The organism is Acidobacteriota bacterium, from assembly GCA_018268895.1.
Taxonomy (GTDB): domain Bacteria; phylum Acidobacteriota; class Terriglobia; order Terriglobales; family Acidobacteriaceae; genus Edaphobacter.
The window spans coordinates 809,074-828,464 of sequence record JAFDVP010000007.1 but is presented as its reverse complement, the minus strand read 5'-3'; the positions used below and the strand labels follow the sequence as shown (position 1 = coordinate 828,464).

General features: G+C 62.3%; 19 protein-coding genes. 4 read left to right on the top strand and 15 right to left on the bottom strand.

Annotated elements, in window-relative coordinates:
* Positions 1-253: 253 nt before the first annotated feature.
* Positions 254-658 (top strand): hypothetical protein, encoded by a 405-nt coding sequence (locus tag JSS95_11145; protein MBS1800374.1) that lies wholly within the window; start codon positions 254-256, stop codon positions 656-658.
* Positions 659-820: 162 nt separating this feature from the next.
* Here JSS95_11145 and JSS95_11140 read toward each other — a convergent pair whose 3' ends face one another.
* The gene (locus JSS95_11140) at positions 821-1,471 is read right to left on the bottom strand and encodes a hypothetical protein (protein ID MBS1800373.1); all 651 of its coding nucleotides are present in this window, start codon (positions 1,469-1,471) and stop codon (positions 821-823) included.
* A gap of 75 nt (positions 1,472-1,546) precedes the next feature.
* Positions 1,547-3,541, bottom strand: coding sequence for an amidohydrolase family protein (locus JSS95_11135; protein ID MBS1800372.1), 1,995 nt, complete (start codon positions 3,539-3,541; stop codon positions 1,547-1,549).
* A 98-nt stretch (positions 3,542-3,639) separates the two neighbouring features.
* Between JSS95_11135 and JSS95_11130 the strand changes: the two genes are divergently transcribed.
* The gene (locus JSS95_11130; protein ID MBS1800371.1) at positions 3,640-4,464 is read left to right on the top strand and encodes a CHAD domain-containing protein; all 825 of its coding nucleotides are present in this window, start codon (positions 3,640-3,642) and stop codon (positions 4,462-4,464) included.
* On the opposite strand, the gene JSS95_11125 is transcribed toward JSS95_11130, so the two are convergent.
* Complete coding sequence (locus tag JSS95_11125; GenBank protein ID MBS1800370.1) at positions 4,461-4,682, bottom strand: hypothetical protein; 222 nt, start codon at positions 4,680-4,682, stop codon at positions 4,461-4,463. The two genes, JSS95_11130 and JSS95_11125, sit on opposite strands and share 4 nt — an antisense overlap.
* Before the next feature lie 124 nt (positions 4,683-4,806).
* Positions 4,807-5,241, bottom strand: coding sequence for a cytochrome C (locus tag JSS95_11120; GenBank protein MBS1800369.1), 435 nt, complete (start codon positions 5,239-5,241; stop codon positions 4,807-4,809).
* 110 nt (positions 5,242-5,351) lie between these two features.
* On the opposite strand from JSS95_11120, the gene JSS95_11115 reads away from it, so the two are divergent.
* The gene (locus JSS95_11115; GenBank protein MBS1800368.1) at positions 5,352-6,449 is read left to right on the top strand and encodes a hypothetical protein; all 1,098 of its coding nucleotides are present in this window, start codon (positions 5,352-5,354) and stop codon (positions 6,447-6,449) included.
* Between the two features lie 171 nt (positions 6,450-6,620).
* On the opposite strand, the gene JSS95_11110 is transcribed toward JSS95_11115, so the two are convergent.
* The 6 genes from JSS95_11110 to JSS95_11085 all read right to left on the bottom strand — a co-directional run bounded on the left by JSS95_11110 (position 6,621) and on the right by JSS95_11085 (position 12,112).
* On the bottom strand, positions 6,621-7,619 hold the full coding sequence (locus tag JSS95_11110; GenBank protein MBS1800367.1) for a Gfo/Idh/MocA family oxidoreductase: 999 nt from the start codon (positions 7,617-7,619) through the stop codon (positions 6,621-6,623).
* A gap of 135 nt (positions 7,620-7,754) precedes the next feature.
* A complete protein-coding gene (locus JSS95_11105; GenBank protein MBS1800366.1) occupies positions 7,755-8,840 on the bottom strand; it encodes a SurA N-terminal domain-containing protein in 1,086 nt (361 codons plus the stop codon).
* 44 nt (positions 8,841-8,884) lie between these two features.
* The gene (locus JSS95_11100) at positions 8,885-9,835 is read right to left on the bottom strand and encodes a thioredoxin domain-containing protein (GenBank protein ID MBS1800365.1); all 951 of its coding nucleotides are present in this window, start codon (positions 9,833-9,835) and stop codon (positions 8,885-8,887) included.
* Positions 9,836-10,117: 282 nt separating this feature from the next.
* Entirely contained in the window at positions 10,118-10,564 is a 447-nt protein-coding gene (locus tag JSS95_11095; protein ID MBS1800364.1) for a DUF1810 domain-containing protein, read from the bottom strand.
* Positions 10,565-10,587: 23 nt separating this feature from the next.
* The gene (locus tag JSS95_11090; protein ID MBS1800363.1) at positions 10,588-11,109 is read right to left on the bottom strand and encodes a DinB family protein; all 522 of its coding nucleotides are present in this window, start codon (positions 11,107-11,109) and stop codon (positions 10,588-10,590) included.
* A gap of 61 nt (positions 11,110-11,170) precedes the next feature.
* Positions 11,171-12,112 (bottom strand): EamA family transporter, encoded by a 942-nt coding sequence (locus tag JSS95_11085; protein MBS1800362.1) that lies wholly within the window; start codon positions 12,110-12,112, stop codon positions 11,171-11,173.
* A 153-nt stretch (positions 12,113-12,265) separates the two neighbouring features.
* Here JSS95_11085 and ychF point away from each other — a divergent pair, with 153 nt between their 5' ends.
* Positions 12,266-13,363: a redox-regulated ATPase YchF gene (gene ychF, locus JSS95_11080; protein ID MBS1800361.1), complete on the top strand. Its 1,098-nt coding sequence runs from the start codon at positions 12,266-12,268 to the stop codon at positions 13,361-13,363.
* A gap of 41 nt (positions 13,364-13,404) precedes the next feature.
* Here the strand turns inward: ychF and JSS95_11075 are convergent, their stop codons facing one another.
* The 5 genes from JSS95_11075 to JSS95_11055 all read right to left on the bottom strand — a co-directional run bounded on the left by JSS95_11075 (position 13,405) and on the right by JSS95_11055 (position 19,279).
* A complete protein-coding gene (locus tag JSS95_11075; GenBank protein MBS1800360.1) occupies positions 13,405-15,348 on the bottom strand; it encodes a FecR domain-containing protein in 1,944 nt (647 codons plus the stop codon).
* A gap of 30 nt (positions 15,349-15,378) precedes the next feature.
* Entirely contained in the window at positions 15,379-16,521 is a 1,143-nt protein-coding gene (locus JSS95_11070) for a hypothetical protein (GenBank protein ID MBS1800359.1), read from the bottom strand.
* Between the two features lie 2 nt (positions 16,522-16,523).
* The gene (locus JSS95_11065; GenBank protein MBS1800358.1) at positions 16,524-17,006 is read right to left on the bottom strand and encodes a hypothetical protein; all 483 of its coding nucleotides are present in this window, start codon (positions 17,004-17,006) and stop codon (positions 16,524-16,526) included.
* 33 nt (positions 17,007-17,039) lie between these two features.
* Complete coding sequence (gene sseA / locus JSS95_11060; GenBank protein ID MBS1800357.1) at positions 17,040-17,879, bottom strand: 3-mercaptopyruvate sulfurtransferase; 840 nt, start codon at positions 17,877-17,879, stop codon at positions 17,040-17,042.
* Positions 17,880-17,968: 89 nt separating this feature from the next.
* Complete coding sequence (locus JSS95_11055; protein MBS1800356.1) at positions 17,969-19,279, bottom strand: DUF4382 domain-containing protein; 1,311 nt, start codon at positions 19,277-19,279, stop codon at positions 17,969-17,971.
* Positions 19,280-19,391 lie beyond the last annotated feature (112 nt).

Sequence of the window (19,391 nt, the reverse complement as noted above, 5' to 3'; positions counted from 1 at the left end):
TCAACAGCCTTCTTCTTCCAAATCCCAGGAGAGCTCTCGAATCCAGCATCGTTGCTGCCGGTTTGCGTCCGCATGCAATAACCTCACATTGAGTATCAACGCTCTAACGCCATTCCACATGCTCCGCCGGAGTCATTTGTTAGAACCCAACGAACTCCTCTCCCACCGCAGAAATCCCTTGACCGCTCTCCCCGCGTAACAGCAAACTGTCCGCGGTATCTCTTCGGCTCCTCGCGCAAGAAATGAGGACTCCATGAAGTCACGACTCTCCCGCAGATTCACCGCTCTCCTGCTCTGCGCCGCACTCCTCCTCGCCCCCAAACCAGCAAAGGCCGAGATCCCCAGCGGAGGCCAGGTCGCCGGGATCGCCATCGCTCTCGTCGCCGTCGGAGCTGCCCTCGGCGTCGGTATCTACTTCCTCGTTCGCAAACCGCCACACATCACTGGTTGCGTCACTTCCGGCGCCGATGGACTCACCCTCCACAAAGAGAGCGACGCCACCACTTACCTGCTCACCGGAGACACCGCCTCCATTAAACCGGGCAACCGTATCCGCCTCTCCGGCAAAAAACACACCGGCCCATCCAGCCAGCGCACCTTCGTCGTCGAGCAGGTCGCCAAAGACTACGGTCCCTGCGCAGCCGCCGCTACGCCCTGACGAAAAATCCTGCCAAGCCCCCACGACCAGCAACCATCACAAATAGAGTGGCTTAAGCTCCAAAAACGATGCTCCACAAGGCACCGTTTACCCTCTTCGACTCAATAATTCAATAAAACGGTAGAAAATCACCGGCACCCTTCGCCGAGATCGGGGAAGGTGTCATCTTCCGCTACGAGCCGTTTGCAGGTCCTGATCCAGCATCCCTGCAAGGTCGCGGGCCAGGTCAGCTCCCTTCGGGTCGGTGTACGTTCCTAGCTGCCCCTTCAATTCGGCGTCCGCCTTGCGCGACTGGTCGACGCACGGCGTCGATGTCATATACGAGGCGGTGTAGCCGATGGTCCTCTTGCCCAGGGTCTGCTCCTGGATCACGACATGCAGCGCGCGGTCTGCATTCGTCGCCGCGTCTACCACGTCGACTCCGCTCAGCCCGCGGATCGCCTGCCGGATCTCGGCCAGCCGCAGCCCCTGCGCGTCATCGCCTGCAACCGTCACCCACACGCGAACCCGCCCGGGCTGCGCTGGAGTCGCCGGGCCGCAGAGCAGTACGTGCTTCTTCGGATCGCCGGCAACATTGTTCTTTGCTGCAGCCACCAGAGCGTCGATCTGCGCCTTCGACAGCCTGTTCAATCCGACGAGCGCGAAGCTGCTCTGTGAGACGCCAAGATACTGCTGCACGTCAGGCGTCCACGCCGAAGCCGTCGACGCGGTCTTCGTCGTAGCGCTCTTTGACCGGTGCGTCGTCTGCGCCAGCAGGAACTGGCCGCTAACAGATGCGACTGCAACAACGGAAACCAGGATGCGGTTCTTCATCAACTGACTCTCCTGCCGGGGATTCATTCACTTAGATGCTAAGGCAGCGGGAGGATTACAGTCGAAGCGCAGGAATCAAGGCTTGAAACCCACCGACTCCCACAACGGGGCCGGATCGTAGACCGCACCAGCGGATATTGTCTTAAGAATACGCCTGGTATTGCGGATATCGGCCAGTGGATCGGCGTCCAGCAGCACCAGGTCGGCTCTCTTGCCAACCTCAATCGTTCCCGCTGTTTTGTCGAGTCCCATGACCTCGGCGGGAACGCTGGTTGCAGCCTCGATCGCCTCCATCGGCGAGAACCCCGCCTGAACATACAGCTCCAGCTCGCGGTGCAGTGAGTAGCCGGGGATGTTCTGGTCCGTCCCGGCCACGATCCGCAGGCCGTCCCGATGCAGCTCGCGGACCGTCGCCAGCATGGCATCGAAGCTGGCCTTGGCCGGAGCGGCGCGCTCGCCTGAAGCTCCCGGCGAACTCAGTGCCTCCGCCAGTTGCGGCGCCACCTTCAGCACATCGGGCTCCAGCGAAGAGTAAGCAACCCATGCCGGGTGGTAGAAGTTCTCGTAGAGCGAGATCGTGTCGTCGAAGACAGTACGATGCTGCATGAACAAGGCTATCTGCTTCCGGGCATCGTCCGTGTCGAAGCTGGGCACTGCGATCGGCTTGCCCCGCTCGACATGCAGCAGGTCGCGCGCCGGATACTGAATGTGGTTGATCTGGTCGTACCCGGCCTCAACCGCCTGCGCCGTCGTCATGCCGTTGGGCACGTGACCGGTAACGGTCATGCCGAGCCTGTGTGCTTCGTTCGCAATCACCGGAACCAGCTCCGGCTTGAGACTTGAATAGATCTTGATCTGCAACGCGCCCGCAGCCTTGTATCTTCTGACCACTGCAATGGCCTGCTCTGGAGTATCGGCGACCACGGCCCCCAGCGAGATCGGCCCGCTGCCATCGACGATGCCTGCCATCAATATCTCTGGACCGATCCCTTTGCCTGACGCCACCGCATCGCGCACCGTGGTGATGAAGTCGAACTCGTTGCCGCAGTCACGCGCCGTCGTCACACCTGCCGCAAGATAGATCGGCCCCCACTCGACCTGTTCATAGTGGGCGTGCATGTCCCACAGACCGGGGATGAGGAACTTTCCTGTGCCATCAATGATGGTTGCCCCAACGGGGATAACAGGTCTAGTTGCTGTCGAAATACCGGCGATCGTTGCGCCTTCGACGAAGACCGATGCATCCTTGATCGGGGCCGCGCCTGTGCCGTCGATCAGCGTGACGTTCTGGACTACCAGATTTTTCGCGACGGGCTGCTTCGCACTCGCGGCCAGCTGAGCCAGCGCCGCCAGATTGTCCTTCGCCGCTGTCTGAATGAAGGCGCCAAGCGCAGGCTCGAACTCCTCGCGAACAGCCTCGAAGTGGTCGAACTCGGCATCGGTTGACACCAGCGCGGCGAGATTCTGGTTCTCGTCCATCCACAACGTCTCGCCGCCCCAGATAAGGCCGGAGACGACATAGCCTTCGAGCTTTGTCTTTTTACCTCCAACGGTGACCGTCAGCGCGCCCGCCGGCACAATCGATACGCTGCCCGCCGGAGGCGTAGGGATAATCGTCGGCCTGTCGCGTGCCAGCCAGAAGCGCACCAGCATCTGTTGCATCGCCACCGGCGAGTAGCCGTCGATAAGAAACGTTCCGGCGGGAGCTGCGATCTCCGCCGTCTTGTCCCCGCGAACCAGCGTGAGGCTCTGCTTCTCGGGACGGTACTCCATCGTGTCCTTCAGCACGGACAGGCGGGAGGATCGCCCGTCGAGCTTCAGCGTCAGCGGCTCCAGCGCCTCTGTCGCCGTAAACGTCGTCTTCAGCGGCACCTTTGTCCCCCGGTCGGTGAACAGGAAGTCCGACTTGAGAGTCAGCTTTCCACGGCCGCGCTCGATGCTGTAGGTCTCCTGGCCGTTGGCGTGGGCGAACTTGTGCAGAATGAACCTTCCGCTCTCCGGAGCAGTCTCGGCCGAAAGCGCAACCGAGGCGAACGACAGCAGGAGGCAGCAGAGAATGGCGCGCTTCATAGATGCTCTTGAGTATGCCAGCGAAGCCTCCATCCTGGGTATGCCCGCTTGCCTCAATTACGCGGCTTCGGAGATGATCGCATCGACGGCAATCATCGATGACGGCATCTGAGACAGCCTATCCGGTCCGTACGCTTCGCGAGCATGTCTCCGCTCTGGAGGCCGCAATGATGATCTGCCTTGCCCGCCCCAAACCGCGAGCCGTGCACCGGCTGCGCACGACGACAAGACGCATCGAGGGCCAGTTCGCCTTGCTCGGCATCGTCCGGGACGTGCCGCTGTACGACGAGCATCTCGCGAAGACGCGTCGCAGCCTCGGGAAGATTCGCCGCGCTGCAGGAAGCGTTCGCGACCTCGACGTGCAGCAGGAGTTGATCGGCAGCGTTGCATCAACCTCCCGCAGTGAATCTCTCCAACACGACGCGGCACGGCTTCGCACAGATATTGGAGAGATGCGAAAGGACCACGCCGCACGTTTGCAGAAACTCCTGCACCGGCGCGCGGCCGGGCTTACCGCACGACTGGAAAATCTGCTGGAGACGCTCGAACCCGTTGAATCCTCGGCTCTGGCCCCCGCAGAACTCGCCACACTGGCGCGCGGCTGGTTTCAGCGAAATGCGCCGGCCGCGCCCACGGGCAGCAGCGGCGACGACCCCGAGTACCTTCATGCCGTCAGAAAGACGGCGAAGCTGGCGCGGTACATCGCAGAAAACGCTCCCAGGGGAGCAGCGGTTGCGCGCGAGCTTGCCCGTTCCTTTGAGGAGCTTCAGCAGGCCGGCGGCGAATGGCACGACTGGCTGGTGCTTGCCGCACTGGCAGACAAGCGGTTGGGCACGGCGTCGCCGCTGACGAAGATCTTCGCGCAACGCTGCCGCCTTTCGCTCGCGGCCTACAAGAAGCGTGTGAGCAGGGGCGTCGCCTAGACCCTTTCCACGCTCTTTTTCGCAGTATCTCCGGTAGCGGTTGCCTTACTCGCAGCGCGTTTTGCGCGAGCCTTACGTCGCACATGGACTGCCCAGCGCTTGGTCTTATGCAGAGCGCTCTTCGCCCACAGGTAGTCCTGGGCCAGAATCAGAAGACCGGCCAGGACCAGCGGAATTCCAGGAAGAATGGGCAAAATGCAGCCCGCGACGCCCGCCATGAGCAGGAACCATCCCGTTGCCTTCCGCAGCCACCCGCCTCGCTCTGAACGTACCGGCTCCATAGCGCATTAGACGCGGCAGTCGCCCCTGTGACGCTTCAAAAAGATAGCTTCATGTGGACCCTCACTTCACCGGAGGATCGGGCGGCATCAGCGCGCCCGCCTGTACCCAACGCTCCACCGTCGCAATGTCCGCGTCGGCAAGCTTGGCCGACTTCGACGGCATGGGGCCAGGGACCTTCTTGGTTCCCTCGTGACGGATCAGCTTTACCAGCAGGCTGTTGGCGGGATCTCCCGGCACGACAACCTGCCCGCTTTCGCCTCCATGAAAGAGCCCTGCGCGCGTGGAGAGAGTGAGCCCTCCCCGGTGGTTGAGGCCGCCGTGGCAGCGATAGCAGTACTTCTTAAAGATGGGCTGGACATGGCCCGTGTAGAACTCAGGGGTTGCAGGATCGTTCGTGCTTCCGGCGATGGGCGGCGTGGGTTGATTGATTGTGTTGCATCCGAGGACAGCCACTGCCACAATGGCAGCCGCAAGGCCGCCGACAAGACTCCGCATACCTCATATTAACCGATGAGTACACGGAACCCTCTTCGCCACTTACCTCGCCCGCTGGCGGACGATAGGGTTGAAGGTGCTCTGGCGGTTCCGCGCCTCTGTTATTCAGGATGCGTCTGACTGCCCTCATCTCGGCCACACTGGCTGTCGCGCTGTTGTCTTCCGGACATACGTTGCTGGCAGGCACGCCCCACCGGGCGCATCGCGCTTCTGCGCGCAAAGCCTCCTCTTCGTCCGCGGCCCACGCCGTAAAGAAACACGCGGCGCCTGCAACGGTGCGCGTCTCCGGCAAGAAGACAAAGAAGCGTACGGGCAACGACACCGCACGTTTGCGATCGGCCTCGCGGAAGGGCCGCCATCACAACGCCGCAATGCTTGAGGCCTCCGCCCGCTCCGACCGCGGAACAAAGAATACCGAAAGGCGCAAAGCCACTTCCGACGACTTCATGAAGGCCACCGGAACTCGCGGAACAGACGCTGCGCAGACGGAGACACAGCTGGCTGCCGCGCCGCGAACGCCCTCGCCCAAGCCGCACATCGATGCCGTGGAAGAGGAAGCCGCCACACCCGTCATTCTTCCTGCGCTGTACAACAAGCGCGGCCGGTTGATCGTTCCTCCCCCGCTGCGCGGCTCGCGAGAGATTCTTGTACGGCAGAACGTCGTCGCCGATCGCGACGGTCTCGACCGCATCCAGGACGACGCCGACCTGGCACGGATGCGCGAGGCCAGGATGCTGGTTCCCATCCCGGCAAGCAACGCTCTCGATGTCGATGAGCGGCTGCCAGCCAATCGTCGCTATGCGCGTCCGTGGACGGCACAGTTTCTGGCAACGCTGGCCCGCGCCCACTATGCGCGGTTCCATACATCGCTACAGGTCAACTCCGCCGTTCGCACCGTCGAGTTTCAGCAAAAGCTGCAACGCATCAACGGAAACGCCGCTCCGGCCGAGGGCGAGACCGCATCGCCGCACCTGACCGGGCAGGCGATCGATATCGCCAAGCACGGGCTCTCGCTGACTGAGATCGCGTGGTTGCGCGGCTATCTGCTGCCGCTGTCGCAGCAGGGCAGAATCGACGTGGAAGAGGAGTTTCAGCAGGCCTGCTTCCATATCAGCGTGTATAAGAAGTACGCGCCATCGACACCGAAGCGCGAGATCGCCGGAACACGTCATGGCAGTACAACTGCTCTGGCAGCCGCGATCAACTAGACCACGGAACATTCAGCCATAAACGCAAACCAGGTGCCCTATCTTCGCCGCGCGGCGGCTAAGATAGGCAATTTTCGCGGCAGCGAAAATCCCGGCGCGCTCCGCACGATTGCCCACCTTAGGCGCGATAAAACTGCGCCGAAGATGGGGCACCCGGTTCTTGCTGGCTTTCTAAACAGTCTCGCGCGCGCCGGTCCGCCAGCTCTTGAACGCAGCATCGAGCGCGGCCATGTTGCGCACGGCATCTTCGCCGGTTGCGGCAAACGGCTCGCCGCCGCGCAGCGCCTGTGCAAAGGCCTCAAGCATCCGCGTGTAGCCGTCGCTGTTGTCGAGCGTCACCGTCTCGATGATCTCTCCCGCACGACGATGCACGATCTCCACAGGACGGTCGACCGAGAATCCGCTCTCTGCCACCAATACGCCGTCGCTCCCAGTAATCGAGATCAACGTGCGATAGGGGGCCCTGGCGTTTACTGTGACATTGGCCAGGACACCGCCTGACATCTCCATCTGCAACGAAGCGATGGCTTCCACGCCGTCCGTATCGCGGCCCTTGATCGCGAGCGTATTGACACTCAGCACGTCTGCTCCCAGCACATAACGCAGAGCGTCGATGCAGTGCACGCCGACGTCGGCAATGGGGCCGCCAGCCGCGAGTGTGGGGTCCATGATCCACTTGCGCGGCGCGCGATCGCCGGGGTAGGCGAACTCGGAGTGGACGATCTGAGGTTTGCCGATCTTGCCCGCACGAATCTGTTCCTTGATCCAGTCCAGGCTGCGGTTGTAACGGAAGTTCTGTGCGACGCCGTACAGCACGCCGGCTGCCTTCGCGGCCTCGTGCATCTCGCGCGCCTCCGCGACATTCATCGAGACGGGCTTTTCGCAAAGAACGGCCTTGCCTGCGCGGATGACCTTGAGGGTATCGTCGCGGTGCATGGCATCGGGTGACGTGATGAAGACGACATCGACCTCGGGAGAGTTGCACAGGTCCTCCGGCAAGGCGAAGCAGTGCTCGATGTGGTGGTCGGCGCAGTTCTGCCGCGCGGCGTTCTGGTCGCGCCGCCACATGCCGGTCAGTTTGACGCGGCTGGAACGCGAGAAGGCGGGAAGAAGGCGTCTTACAGCGTGGTTGCCAAAGCCGAGGATGCCAAAACGTACAGGCGCAGTCATGCGCAATCTCCTTTGTATGCAGTTTTGTGGGCTGGCCGCATACAACTCAGCGGGGCGATTGTCAGCCTGAGCGAGGGTCTCCGGAGACCTCGCCGGTCTCCGGTACATCTGCATTGCCTGGGAGAGTGTTGCAGGTCAGTGCGCTTCGTTCTTGAATATCTGTTCGGCTAAGAAGTTTTCGACCTTCGACTGATCGCGCAGCATCTCGAAGTAAGCGCTCTTGAGCAACTGCGAGCGCGCCTCACGAAGCTGCTGGCGGATGGCCTGCTGCACACGAGGATCGCTGAGTTCGCGCTGCCCCGCGGGCTCGCGCGAGATGAGCTTGTAGATGGCGTAGCCGACGGGCTTCTTTGACTGCCCATCCAGCAGGGGAAGAATGTCGGTGATCTGACCGTTCTTCAACTTGATAACCGCGTTGTAGATCGCAGGGTCTGCCTTCATCTGCGACTCGGAGACGAACCCGATGTCTCCACCGCTGGAAGCTGTCTCCGGACGCTCGGAGAAGTTCATCGCCAATGCGCCGAAGTCCTCCCCGCTGTCCAGCCGGTTTTTGAGCGCTTGAATCTTCTTCTTCGCTTCTGTGTCGTTGGTAGCCTTGCTGTTCTGAAGGTTTCCGGGCTGCTCGGAGGGAACGCTGGTCACCTGGATCTGCGCAAGGTGATACTGCGTCTCGATCAGGTTGAACTCGGCCTTGTGCGCGTTGTAGTAGTTCGCAACGTCGGCGTCCGTGACCGTGATCTTCGAGTCGATCTCCTTGGAGAGCAGCTTGTTGATCGTGAGCGAGCGGCGGATGTCGTGCTTCACGTCGTCGAGGGTGTGGTTGCTGGCCTTCAGCTTCTCGTTGAACTGGTCCTCGGTGTAGGGGGCCTTCATCTCGGCGACCTTTGCGTCCACCTCTTCGTTGGTGGCGGTCAGGTTCATTTTGGCCGCGCGCTGCTCGATGATCTCTTCGTCGATCAGGTTTCTGAGCACACTCAGGCGCAGGGAGTCGGACTGCTCTTTCGTCAGTTGCTGTTGCTGCTGTTGCTGCTGTTCGCCCAACTGCGACTGGTAGGCCTTGTCCATCTCCGCCTTCATGATCGCCTTGCCGTTTACCGTGGCGACGACGTCGGCGTTGCGGGCGTGGTTGCAGCCGGCCAAAGCGGCCGCCACAACCAGCAACGCCGCAGGGCGCGAGGCGCGGCGCACCTGAAGCGAACTCTTTCTCGCGGTCAATTCCATGGTCACTCGAATGTTCTCCTTCATCAACGACTGCCGACCACTCATTACTGCTGGCCGCCCGCAGGTTTCGCCGGCGGATTTGCCCCGCCAGGCGCAGGAGCGGCTTGAGGTTCAGCAGGCGGGGCCACCGGCGGTGGCGGCGTCTGACCGGCTGCTACAAGCGCCCTGTCGATCATACGGTACACATACTCGATCGGGATCGCGCCGTCGATCCGTTCTCCATTAATAAAGAGCGCCGGGGTAGCATCCACCCCAAGTTGCGATCCCTCTTTGATAGACGCCTTCACCGCGGTATCGTCCTGCTTCTCAATGCAGAGGTTCAGTGCCTGCTCGTTCACCTTCTGCCGTTTGCCCTCCTCTTTGGCAAAAAGGTCGAGGTTCTCATTGGCTTTGGCCAGGCTCTTCTCCGTTCCACCGATGTCGGCCAGGTGATCGTGCACGTGATCGACAAAATTCCAATAGCCGGGGGCACTCTGCGCCGCCAGACAGTTGGCGTCGATCGCCGCGCGTACCGCCCACGGGTGTTGATCCAGAGGAAAGTCGCGGTAGACGATGCGGACCTGGTCCTTGTACCGGTCAAGCAGCGCCGGGAAGAGCTGGGCGTGCATCTTGGCACAGAACGGGCACTCAAGATCGTCGAAGCCGACGATGACCACAGGCGCATTGGGCGGGCCGCCGCGCGAAGGACGTCCAGCGTCGCTCACCAGCGTCCTGGGGTCCTTGCTGATATCGAACTTCGAGAACTGTGCCAGCGTCTTGCCGTCGGTGGACAGCAGAAACGTCATCGGCTTCGAGGTCTTGCCTTCGGCCGAGAAGAGCACCGTGATCTCGTCGTAACCCGGTACGTCGCTGTGCGTCCTCTGCCCGATGACGATGTCGTAGCTGGGAGGGAGGCTGGTCTTGGAGCGGATAAGTATCTCTACCCGGCGCTCCAGTTCAGGAGACAGCTTGCCTCCGGCGGGCGGCTGAGCATGGCAGCCGGCCGCAGCCAGCATCAGGACAAAGACAAGGGGACGGAACGAACGGACAGCATTCAGCACAATACTGGATTATCTCATGCAAAGGGCATGAGAGAAGGCCGGTTGGGCTTTGCCGAAGGAGCTTGCGGCCGGGGACTGGGAGGTGGAAGCGCCTCATTCGGAGATCGTCGCCGCATCGAAAAACTACTGAGATTCTTCGCTACGCTCGGATGCGATGAAGAGGGCGTACCTTCCTGGTACGTGCTCGAAGCACAGCACACTGCATCTTGATACGTCTCCAGCTTCTTGCCATTACGCTCAAATCCTGTTCAGCGTCTCCGGATCCATCTGGCCGGAAAAATATTCGCTCAACACGATCTCAAAGATCGACTCCTTCTCCGCGACCCTCGCGAACAGCGTCATGCTCGAGTGAAACTTCAGGTCATCGGGATAGCCGAAGACCTGCTCCGCCGTCTTCCCCGCAAGCGCGGCGACGATCCCTGCCGCCTCGCGCAGCCGCCGCCCCAGCACCTCGTGCGCAAGATACTCCCGCGCCTCCTCGAGCGACGAGATGGCGAACCGCACCGACATCTCGCTCGCGCCCAGCCCGCGAATCTGCGGAAAGATGAACCACATCCAGTGGCTCCGCTTGCGTCCTGCGCGAAGCTCCGCGCACGCCTGCTCGTAGACATCCTCCTGCGCGCTGAGGAATCGCGCAAGATCGTACTGGTCTTCCTTGCCTTGCTTGCCTTCAGTCGAAGCCATCGCCCGGCTCCTTCCCCGCTCCGCTACTTCTCGCTCGACGGCGGCGCGATGCCCTTCAAACGCAGGTACAGCGCCAGCGTCGCGTACTGCTCATTGTCGTGCGAGACCGTCCCCCACAGCAGGCCCACGCGCGAACGCTTGCCCTGGCCCAGCGTAAACAGGTCCTGAAGATTGCCCGGAACGGCTGTCGCGAAGGCCTTGTCGCACTCGGCGAACGATGCCTTCAGCGCGGCGACGATCGCCGCCCTGTCCGCAGTCTCGGCGGGCACCTTCGTCAGCTTGTCGGCCGGAGTGCCGTTCACCGCGCCGCAGCTCCGCAGCTGCGCCTCGCTGATGTGGTTGACGACGCGCGCATACGTGCGAACATCCGCGACCGGCTTATAGCTGTAGTCGGATGCAGGCATCTTATCGGCCGACTTCAGGATGTTCTCCTTCACGCCAGCGTAGCTGTGCTGCACCTCCGCCACAGCGCCCACCGGAGCCTGGGCCACGGCAACACCCGAGATCATCAGACCAGCCACCGCACACACCATCTTCATCCGCATCGTCTCTCCTCAGATACAACGAAACCAGACTACCGCACGGGACCCGCCTCATGCGCAGCCATCATGCCGCCGTGGCTTCCTTCGCCAGCCTGCGTGGCTTGCGAAGGATGAGGTAGACGCTCACCAGCACCAGCGCGGCCCCGGCAAACATTCGCGGCGTAATCGCCTCGCCCGCAACGAAGTAGCCCAGCGCCACCGCCACCACGGGGTTCACATACGCGTAGCTCGCGACCGTGCTCGCCGGCATCCTGCCCAGCAGAAACACATACGCCGTAAACGCCAGCACCGAGCCGCACGAGATCAGGTATCCGATCGCCAACCCCGCGCGCAGCGACACATGCGGCCACGGATGCATCTCGCCAAAAACCGCCGACAGCACCAGCAGCACCGCGCCGCCGATCATCATCGCGCCGCCCGACGTCACCGCGCGCGATTCCGGCAGATCCATCCGTCTGCTGAGCACTGTTCCCAGACACCACCCCGCCGTACCCACCAGGATCGCGACCGACGGCACGATCGCCAGCCGCTGGTGCGCGTCCGGCAACAGCAGCACGCCCACGCCGCAGAAGCCCAGCACCACCGCGCCCACCTGGCTCCAGCGGAACGGCAGCATACGGAACACGAATATCTCGAACGCAATCGTCATAAGCGGGACCGTCGCGGACAACACAGCCGCTATGCCCGACGGAACGAACTTCTCCGCCCAGAACAGCAATCCATAGTCCACCACAAACATCAGCACGCCCATCCACGCCATGCTGCGCCACTGCCGCGCCGTGGGACGCGCCGCGCCCCGGAACCACTGCCAGCCCAGCACCACCGCGCCCGCGATCAGCATCCGCGTCCCCGCCGCAAACAGCGGAGGCACCTCGTGCACCGCGATCCGTATCGCAAAAAACGTCGTTCCCCATAAAAGGTAGATCGCGGCAAATGCCAGCAAGACGCGGAGATCGACCCCTGTACGCATCTGTGCACTTTCGTTGCTGATCTGGGTCTCTGTCATAGATGGTTGCCACTTTTGGATGACTGCCGGTCCCCCGTCGACGCGATAAAAGACGACACCGGGGAGCCGTCGCACGATCGGCTATCCTATAAGAGACAAGTCTCCGGGAAGCGGCGTTCAAAATCCAGCCGCGCCCGAACGAAGGATCTTCCCTTGCCATTGAACTGCGGAATCGTCGGCCTGCCCAACGTGGGCAAGTCCACCATCTTCAACGCCCTCACCTCGGCCAAGGCCCAGGCGGCGAACTATCCCTTCTGCACCATCGAGCCCAACACCGGCACCGTCGTCGTTCCCGACGCCCGGCTCGACCAGATCACAAAGCTCGTCGTGCCCAATCGCACCGTGCCCACCACGATGGAGTTCATTGACATCGCCGGTCTCGTCGAAGGCGCCAGCAAGGGCGAAGGACTCGGCAACCAGTTCCTCGGCCACATCCGCGCCACCGACGCCATCTGCCACGTCGTCCGCTGCTTCGACGACCCCGAGGTCGTCCACGTCGCAGGCGGAGTCAACCCGCTGCACGACATCGACATCATCAACACCGAGCTTCTGCTCGCCGACCTCGACACCGTCGACAAGCGCGCCCAGCGCGTCGAAAAGCTGGCGCGCAACACGCAGGACGCAAAGATCAAGTCCGAAGCCTCCGCCGTTGCCAAGCTCAAGGCCGTGCTCGAGGCAGGCAAGCCCGCCCGCACCGCCGACCTGACCGACGACGAGCGCATCGCCGCGCGCGAGCTCTTCCTCATCACCATGAAGCCGCAGCTCTACGTCGCCAACGTCGACGAAGCCGGCCTCACTACAGGCAACGCCTACACCGAGGCCGTCGAGAAACGCGCTGCCGAAGAGGGCGCACAGGTCGTGCGCATCTGTGGCGCGCTCGAGAGCGAGATCGCCCAGCTCGACCCCGCCGAGCGCACCGAGTTCCTCGAATCCGTCGGCCTCCACGAGCCAGGCCTCAACCGCCTGATCCACTCCGCCTACCGCCTGCTCGACCTCATCACCTACTTCACCTCAGGCGTGCAGGAGGTCCGCGCATGGACCATCAAGCGCGGCACCAAAGCCCCCGGCGCAGCAGGCGTCATCCACTCCGACTTCGAGCGCGGCTTCATCAAGGCCGACTGCTACGCTTGCGACGACCTCTTCAAGTACGGCAGCGAACAAGCCGTCAAAGAAAAGGGCCTCCTGCGCTCAGAAGGCAAGGAGTACATCGTCAAAGACGGCGATATTCTCTTCTTCAAGTTCAACGTCTGAGCGGCACCCGTAGCCGCCTGATACTACGGCGCGGCGCTCTCTTACTTATGGCTTCCCGCAGATCCTGAACTCGATCCGCCACTGCTGCCACCACCGCCCGTACTCGCCGGAGCGCCACCTCCGCCACTCCAATGGCCACCGCCACCGGCGTTCGTGCCACCACCACCGGCGTTGCCGCCACCACCGCTCCATGTATGACCACCACCGCCTGCGGAGGCGCCTGCATTACCGCCGCCGTTCCAGGTGTGCCCACCCGTCGACGCAGCTCCGCCCGCATTGGAACCGTTCCATGTATGGCCGCTTGCACCAGCACCAGCCCCTGCATTGTTCCAGCTATGCGAACCATTCGCGCCTGCCGGTGCAGCGTTTGTTCCGCCCTGCTTCCAGGCAAGGCCATTCGCGGTGCTGAGTTGCGCGGGCTGGCCCTGGCGTCCCTGCCATCCCGAGGACGCACCGTTCTGTCCCGGGGTATGGTCGCTGCGGAGTGAACCTGCCGCAAACTGTCCCTGACTGTGCTGAGGCTGCATCGCTCCCGTAGCAGCCTGCTGCCGTGCCCACATCGCCTGCCGCGCTTCATCCGGCATCGATCCACGATGGAAGGCCAGCGGGCCGTGATACACCTGGCCATCGTTCCAGCGCGACGGCGAGCCAGCCGGCGCTACATACACATCCCGGTTCGAGAACCCATGATGCGCGACATCCTGCGAGATCCCGCCAAGTTTGCCCATCGACCCGCGAGGTACTCCCAGCCCGGCTGAATCGTTGCGGAAGACAAACTTCCCTCCGGCCTCAGGCCTGGAGATCACCAGCGGCTGCTGGTTCACTGCTACTAACGAGTCTCTTGCGACCAAAGGCGGTCGCGGAAGCAGACCACCCGGCAGACGCCCCGGGCCCCGAACCGGTAGATGCCCGCTGCCCACATTGTTGACGCCTACAAACGTTCCTCCCGGTTGCCAACCCCAGCCGAACGAAGGGATATACGTCCACGTGCCCGAATGGAACGGCAGCCAGCCCCAGGGATACGGCGACACCCATGAGTAGATACCGCCGGGATAGAGTGCCCACAGGCCATTGCCGTAAGGGCTCCAACCCGCGCCTACAAAGTACGGCTGCCAGAAGAGTCCACCGCCGACATTCACAAACGAGCCGTAGTAGTTCAGGTCACCGACGCCATACCCATTCCCCAGCAGCGAGTTCGCCTTCGCGTAGCGCTCGTGGTATTTCTGGGCGTCCTGGTCCCAGCCGTCAAACGGCCCCTCTTCCACCTTCTTAGCCAACTCAACCTGCACGCTATTGCCGGCAATGTCGAAAGAGAGCGTCTGCTTCTTCCCCACCATCAAAGGAGATCCGCTCTCTCCCTCCACGGCAGCGTTTCCGGAGAAGACCGCGATCGCCGCCTTCGTTCCATCCAACTCCATGCGAAGGTGCGTGGAAGGCGAAACATCGATCTTCCTGGTTCCACCAATCACCAGTGCGAACTCGTCGCTCTTTGCATTGTCGCGGCTCACGTATACGGTTCCGCGATCGACACGAACGATGGTTGCCCGAGCGCCCGAGGCCCGCAATACCAGTTGAGGAAAGGCCACCGCGGTGTCTGGTCCCAGCCGCAGGGTGCTGCCGTCCTCAAACTCCACCTCGGCATAGCTGTCGTCCTTTGAGGTGCCCAGCGCCATATTTTCGGCGATCGGCATGTTCTGCATGGAAATCTCTACGCCATGCCCGGTGCCGCGGTCCATCCCCACTTTGCCCTGGACCTGGCTCAACCGCACGATCCTTACGTGCGTATCTCCGGGCAGCCGCGTCACCAGGGTATCTGCAACAGCCTTTACCGGCATGGCCTGAGCGGGCGAAGCGGCCTGTGCAACCGCCTTGTCTGCCACCGGAGATAGCTGTGTTTGTGCAACGGAATCAGCGTTCTGGGCAGCAACGCTTCCTGCCGCCGCCAAAGCCACAGCCAACAGACTCAACTCAGCCAGCTTTTTCATGATGTTTGCCTTCTGAGCGCCACATCTTCTCTAAGATGCCGTCCCCAGCAAAACAGAGCGGAATGTCGACGGATAAAAGTATTCGAGGTCGATGATCTCGTGGACCAGCTCTTCGGCATGTTCCCTGTCGCCGCCCCGAAGCACCGCCGCCACCCTGGCCTGCTTGTCGTAAAGCTGCGAGAGATCGACATCGCTCACGGCATAGAGCAACGCTGTGCGCAGCCGCACCAGCTTCTCCTCCGAGGTATTCGCTTTCTTTTCATACCCCGCGCGCTCATCGGGCCCGACGGGGGCATGGCTCAGCTTCGTATATCCCGCATTCGTTGCCAGCAGGTACGGAACCGCCTGCAGAATGCCGCCATAGTAGATATCCAGCGCCATCTCGGGATGCCCTTCAGGGTATGCTCCCTTCCGCGCCTCCTCCACCACCTGCTCTCCGCGCCGCCGCAGGGTGTCGAGCGCAGCCGTTATCCTGTCGCCCAACCCGCGATACCAGCAGTCGTCGATCATCATCGCAGCCATCTCGGCGGTGGCGCATGCCGGACGCGCGGCAGCCTTGGCCAGCACCGCCCGGCAGACGGCTTCGTTGTTCAGCAGCTGCTCTGCAATTGCCTCCACCATCAGTACGCCTGCAACGTCGTATCCGGTGGCTCTGCCTTCCAGAAGCTCCGTGCCTGCCATCTGCTGCGCGGCACGTAGCAGGAAGCCCGCTCTCTCCTCGGCCACATCGGGAACCTGCGCCAGTCCCTGCTGAAAGCCCTGTACCAGCCAGTTCGCCCACTCTTCGGTGCCGACGTCGGCGACCTGCGATTTCAGTTCCTCGACTGTTGCCTGGTTGCTCCCATTCACCGGGATAGCGTGCAGCAACTCCAGTATCTGGTTCAGAAGCGTCACCGACTGGCCCCCGGGAACATCGACGACGAGCCTGGGATCCACGCCGGTGGGCAGAGCTCCGTCGGGATGCCATTGACCGCTGCGGTCCGGCGTCACCTCAATCAGATCCTTCGATCCGGCAAAGCGATACCAGTGTCCCGGCTCCTTCAACTCGGCAGGCAGCGTCTCCATCAACACCTGCCGCCTCCACGAGAGCTCAGCCTCTTCCGTGGCTGTCGCCACATATAGACGCAGCAACGTCTGATACCTGTGCGCTGGAGACTCCTCGTAGGCGCCCACGGTTACTGTGCTCCCCCGGCGATCACCTTCAGCCCCTCGGTCTTTACCCTCTGCGCCACACGGTCGCTCACCCCGGCGTCAGCTTCCTTGGAGAGCACAGCCGCCATCGACAGCGCCACGGCCTGCGCGATCTGGTTGATCTGCTCCTGGGTCAACGCGCTCTGTTTCAGGGCTGCGGCTGCGCCCTGCTGCGCGGATTCCAGGTCCTGGTCCGACACAGCTTTTTCCTTCTTCCCCAGCCCCTTAAAGACTCCGCTGAAGAACGACGCCAGTGCCGTGCCCAGTGGCTCCCCGGCCTTCTTGCCAAGCACCTCTCCCGTCTTCTCCACCACACCCTTGAAGAAGGCGTACAGGAACGTCCCGCTCATGGCCAGCAGCGCGGCTTCCGCGACAAAGTGCTTTTCACCGGCAGGGGTAAACTCGGCCACGTCAGGGCCAATCTCCCTCGCAACTGCGGCACGGGCGCGTTCGAGGTCGCTTGTCATGGCGGGAAGTCTACCACCGCGCTGCGTGACCTCTCAGGAATTCTTTTCAATCACCGCTTCAGGGCGCTGCGCATACTCCGCCCAGGAGCCGTCGTACAGCCGCACCTTCTGCGCGCCTGCGATCTCCAGCCCCAGGGCGACGACCGCAGCCGTGACTCCCGACCCGCAGGTGGTTGTGACCGGCTCGTCCAACCGCACGCCCTTCGCGGTAAAGATATGCTTCAGCTCGCCGGAAGGCTTCAGGCGCCCATCGCTCACAAGCTCTGTAAACGGCACGCTCGTCGCTCCCGGCATGTGGCCGGAGCTTAGCCCAGCCCGCGGCTCGGGAGCCGTTCCGGCAAACCGCCCCGCCGAGCGCGCGTCCAGAACCTGCCCATGTCCCGCGATCGTCTGCTGCACCTCGGCAAAGTCCTTCACCATGGCGCGGTCCAGCTTCGCTGTAAAACGCGACGCCGCGCGCTTTACCTCGCCGGACTCCACTGGCTGCCCCGCCTCCTCCCACGCCTTCAGACCGCCGTCCAGCAGATAGACCTCCTTCGCTCCGTACGCCTTCAACATCCACCGTGCCCGTGGAGCGGAAAAGACCCCCTCCTGCTCGTAGACGACGATCGTCGTCCCGTCACCCACTCCCAGCCGGGACATGTTGCGGGAGAACTCCTCATCGCCCTGCAACATATGCGGCAGCGCCGTCGCATGGTCCGACAGCTCGTCGATATCGAAGAACACCGCGCCGGGAATATGCCGCTCGACATACCTTCCATATGTATCGACCACGGGAGTCACGCCCACCGGTGGGAGTGTCGCATCCAGAACAACAACATTCGCGTCGTTCAAACGCTCGGCAAGCCACGAGACGGTGACAAGAGGATTCATGAATTCAGCATACTAACGTGCCGCCGCCTGAGCCAAAAACGAAGGCCATCCATTTAAGGATGGCCCTTCGTCGAGATAACCAAGGAAGTTTACTGACAACCAGTAAATGCCAGCGTCGAAGCCGTTGCCGTTGCTCCAGCCACCGGAGTCACCGCGTTCGACTTCAGTTCGCTGACGGAGCAATCCAGCGTACCTCCCGACGACGGCACAAACGCAAACCCGTCGACGACATACGACGCTGGAAGCGCAACCTGTGTCACCGTAATCCCGCCAGCGGCAAACGCCCCGGCAAAGACCGGCCCTGCACTCGTCGCCAGGCTATAGGTCGCGCAGTCCGTTCCAGTCGGGCAGCTATTGCCCGCCGCGGTCGAAAGCGCCAGCGTATCGCTCGACTGGCCTGCGGTTGGAAGCAGAGGCACTGTCACCGTCAGCGTGCTCGAAACCGGTTCCAGCAGGCTCAGTTGCGCATCGATGACCGTTCCAGCGGCAGGGGTCGCAGTGTTCTGCGAGGTCACCGTCCCCTGGATCGTTGCAGGTCCCACTGAGACGACCGGCAGCGCATGCAGCGCCACAGCCGACATCGCCGAACCTGTCTGAACCCCCGTAACCACCGTCGGCGAGTACACCACACCCGTGCTGCTAACTCCTACGATCACAACGTCATACGTCCCCGAAGGCAGTGGGCAGAAGACGAACTGACCGCTCGCATTCGTCAGCGTGCTCATAAAGATCCTGTCCACACCGGTCGCGTCCTTCTGCTCCAGGGCCACAACCACCTGCCCGTTAATCTGCTTTCCGGTAGCAGAATCAACCACCGTCCCGTTGATCGACGAAGAGGTCGTGCTGACCTCGCCGGCATGAAGCACCGGCTTCAGCCGATACTTCCCGTTCCCCTGCCTCACGATCGAGACACAGGTGTTGAAGTCGATATCCAGGTCTTTCGTCTGTCCGGCGGCGATATTAAAGCCTCCGTTGGCGATCTGGCCCGAAGGAATCTTGAGTCCGGTCTTGGCCTCGCTCGAAAGCTCCAGCGTGCTCACCACGCCATCGTTCGTCACCACGCAGTTCGCCGAGCCCTGGCAAGCATTGTTCATCAACTGGGAACCGGTCGAGTTGTCCGCCAGTATCACGCGGATCTGTTGATAGTTTCCCGCCTGTAACTGCTGCGCATCGCCCAGCGTCGCCAGAAAGCACTGGTTGTTCGCCAGCCCAAGAAGGTCCACCTGCTGCGGGGCCTTCGCCAGTGCAGGAGTCAGATCGACCCATCCCGCATCGTTGTCCCCGGCCGAAGCGCTCACATGCGCTTTGACATCCGTAATCGTGACATACACATGAGAGAACGGTCCGCTCGGGGCCATGCACGTCGCCGGATCGCTTATCCTCACTGTCACGTTCGCCATCGACGTGCCGGTAGAAGAAGTCGTTCCCTTGCCGCAGCCAATAAAAATGGCGCCCGTCAGCGCCAGCATCAAAAACATCCCTGAAAGAAAAACATTCAAACCGAACCGTTTC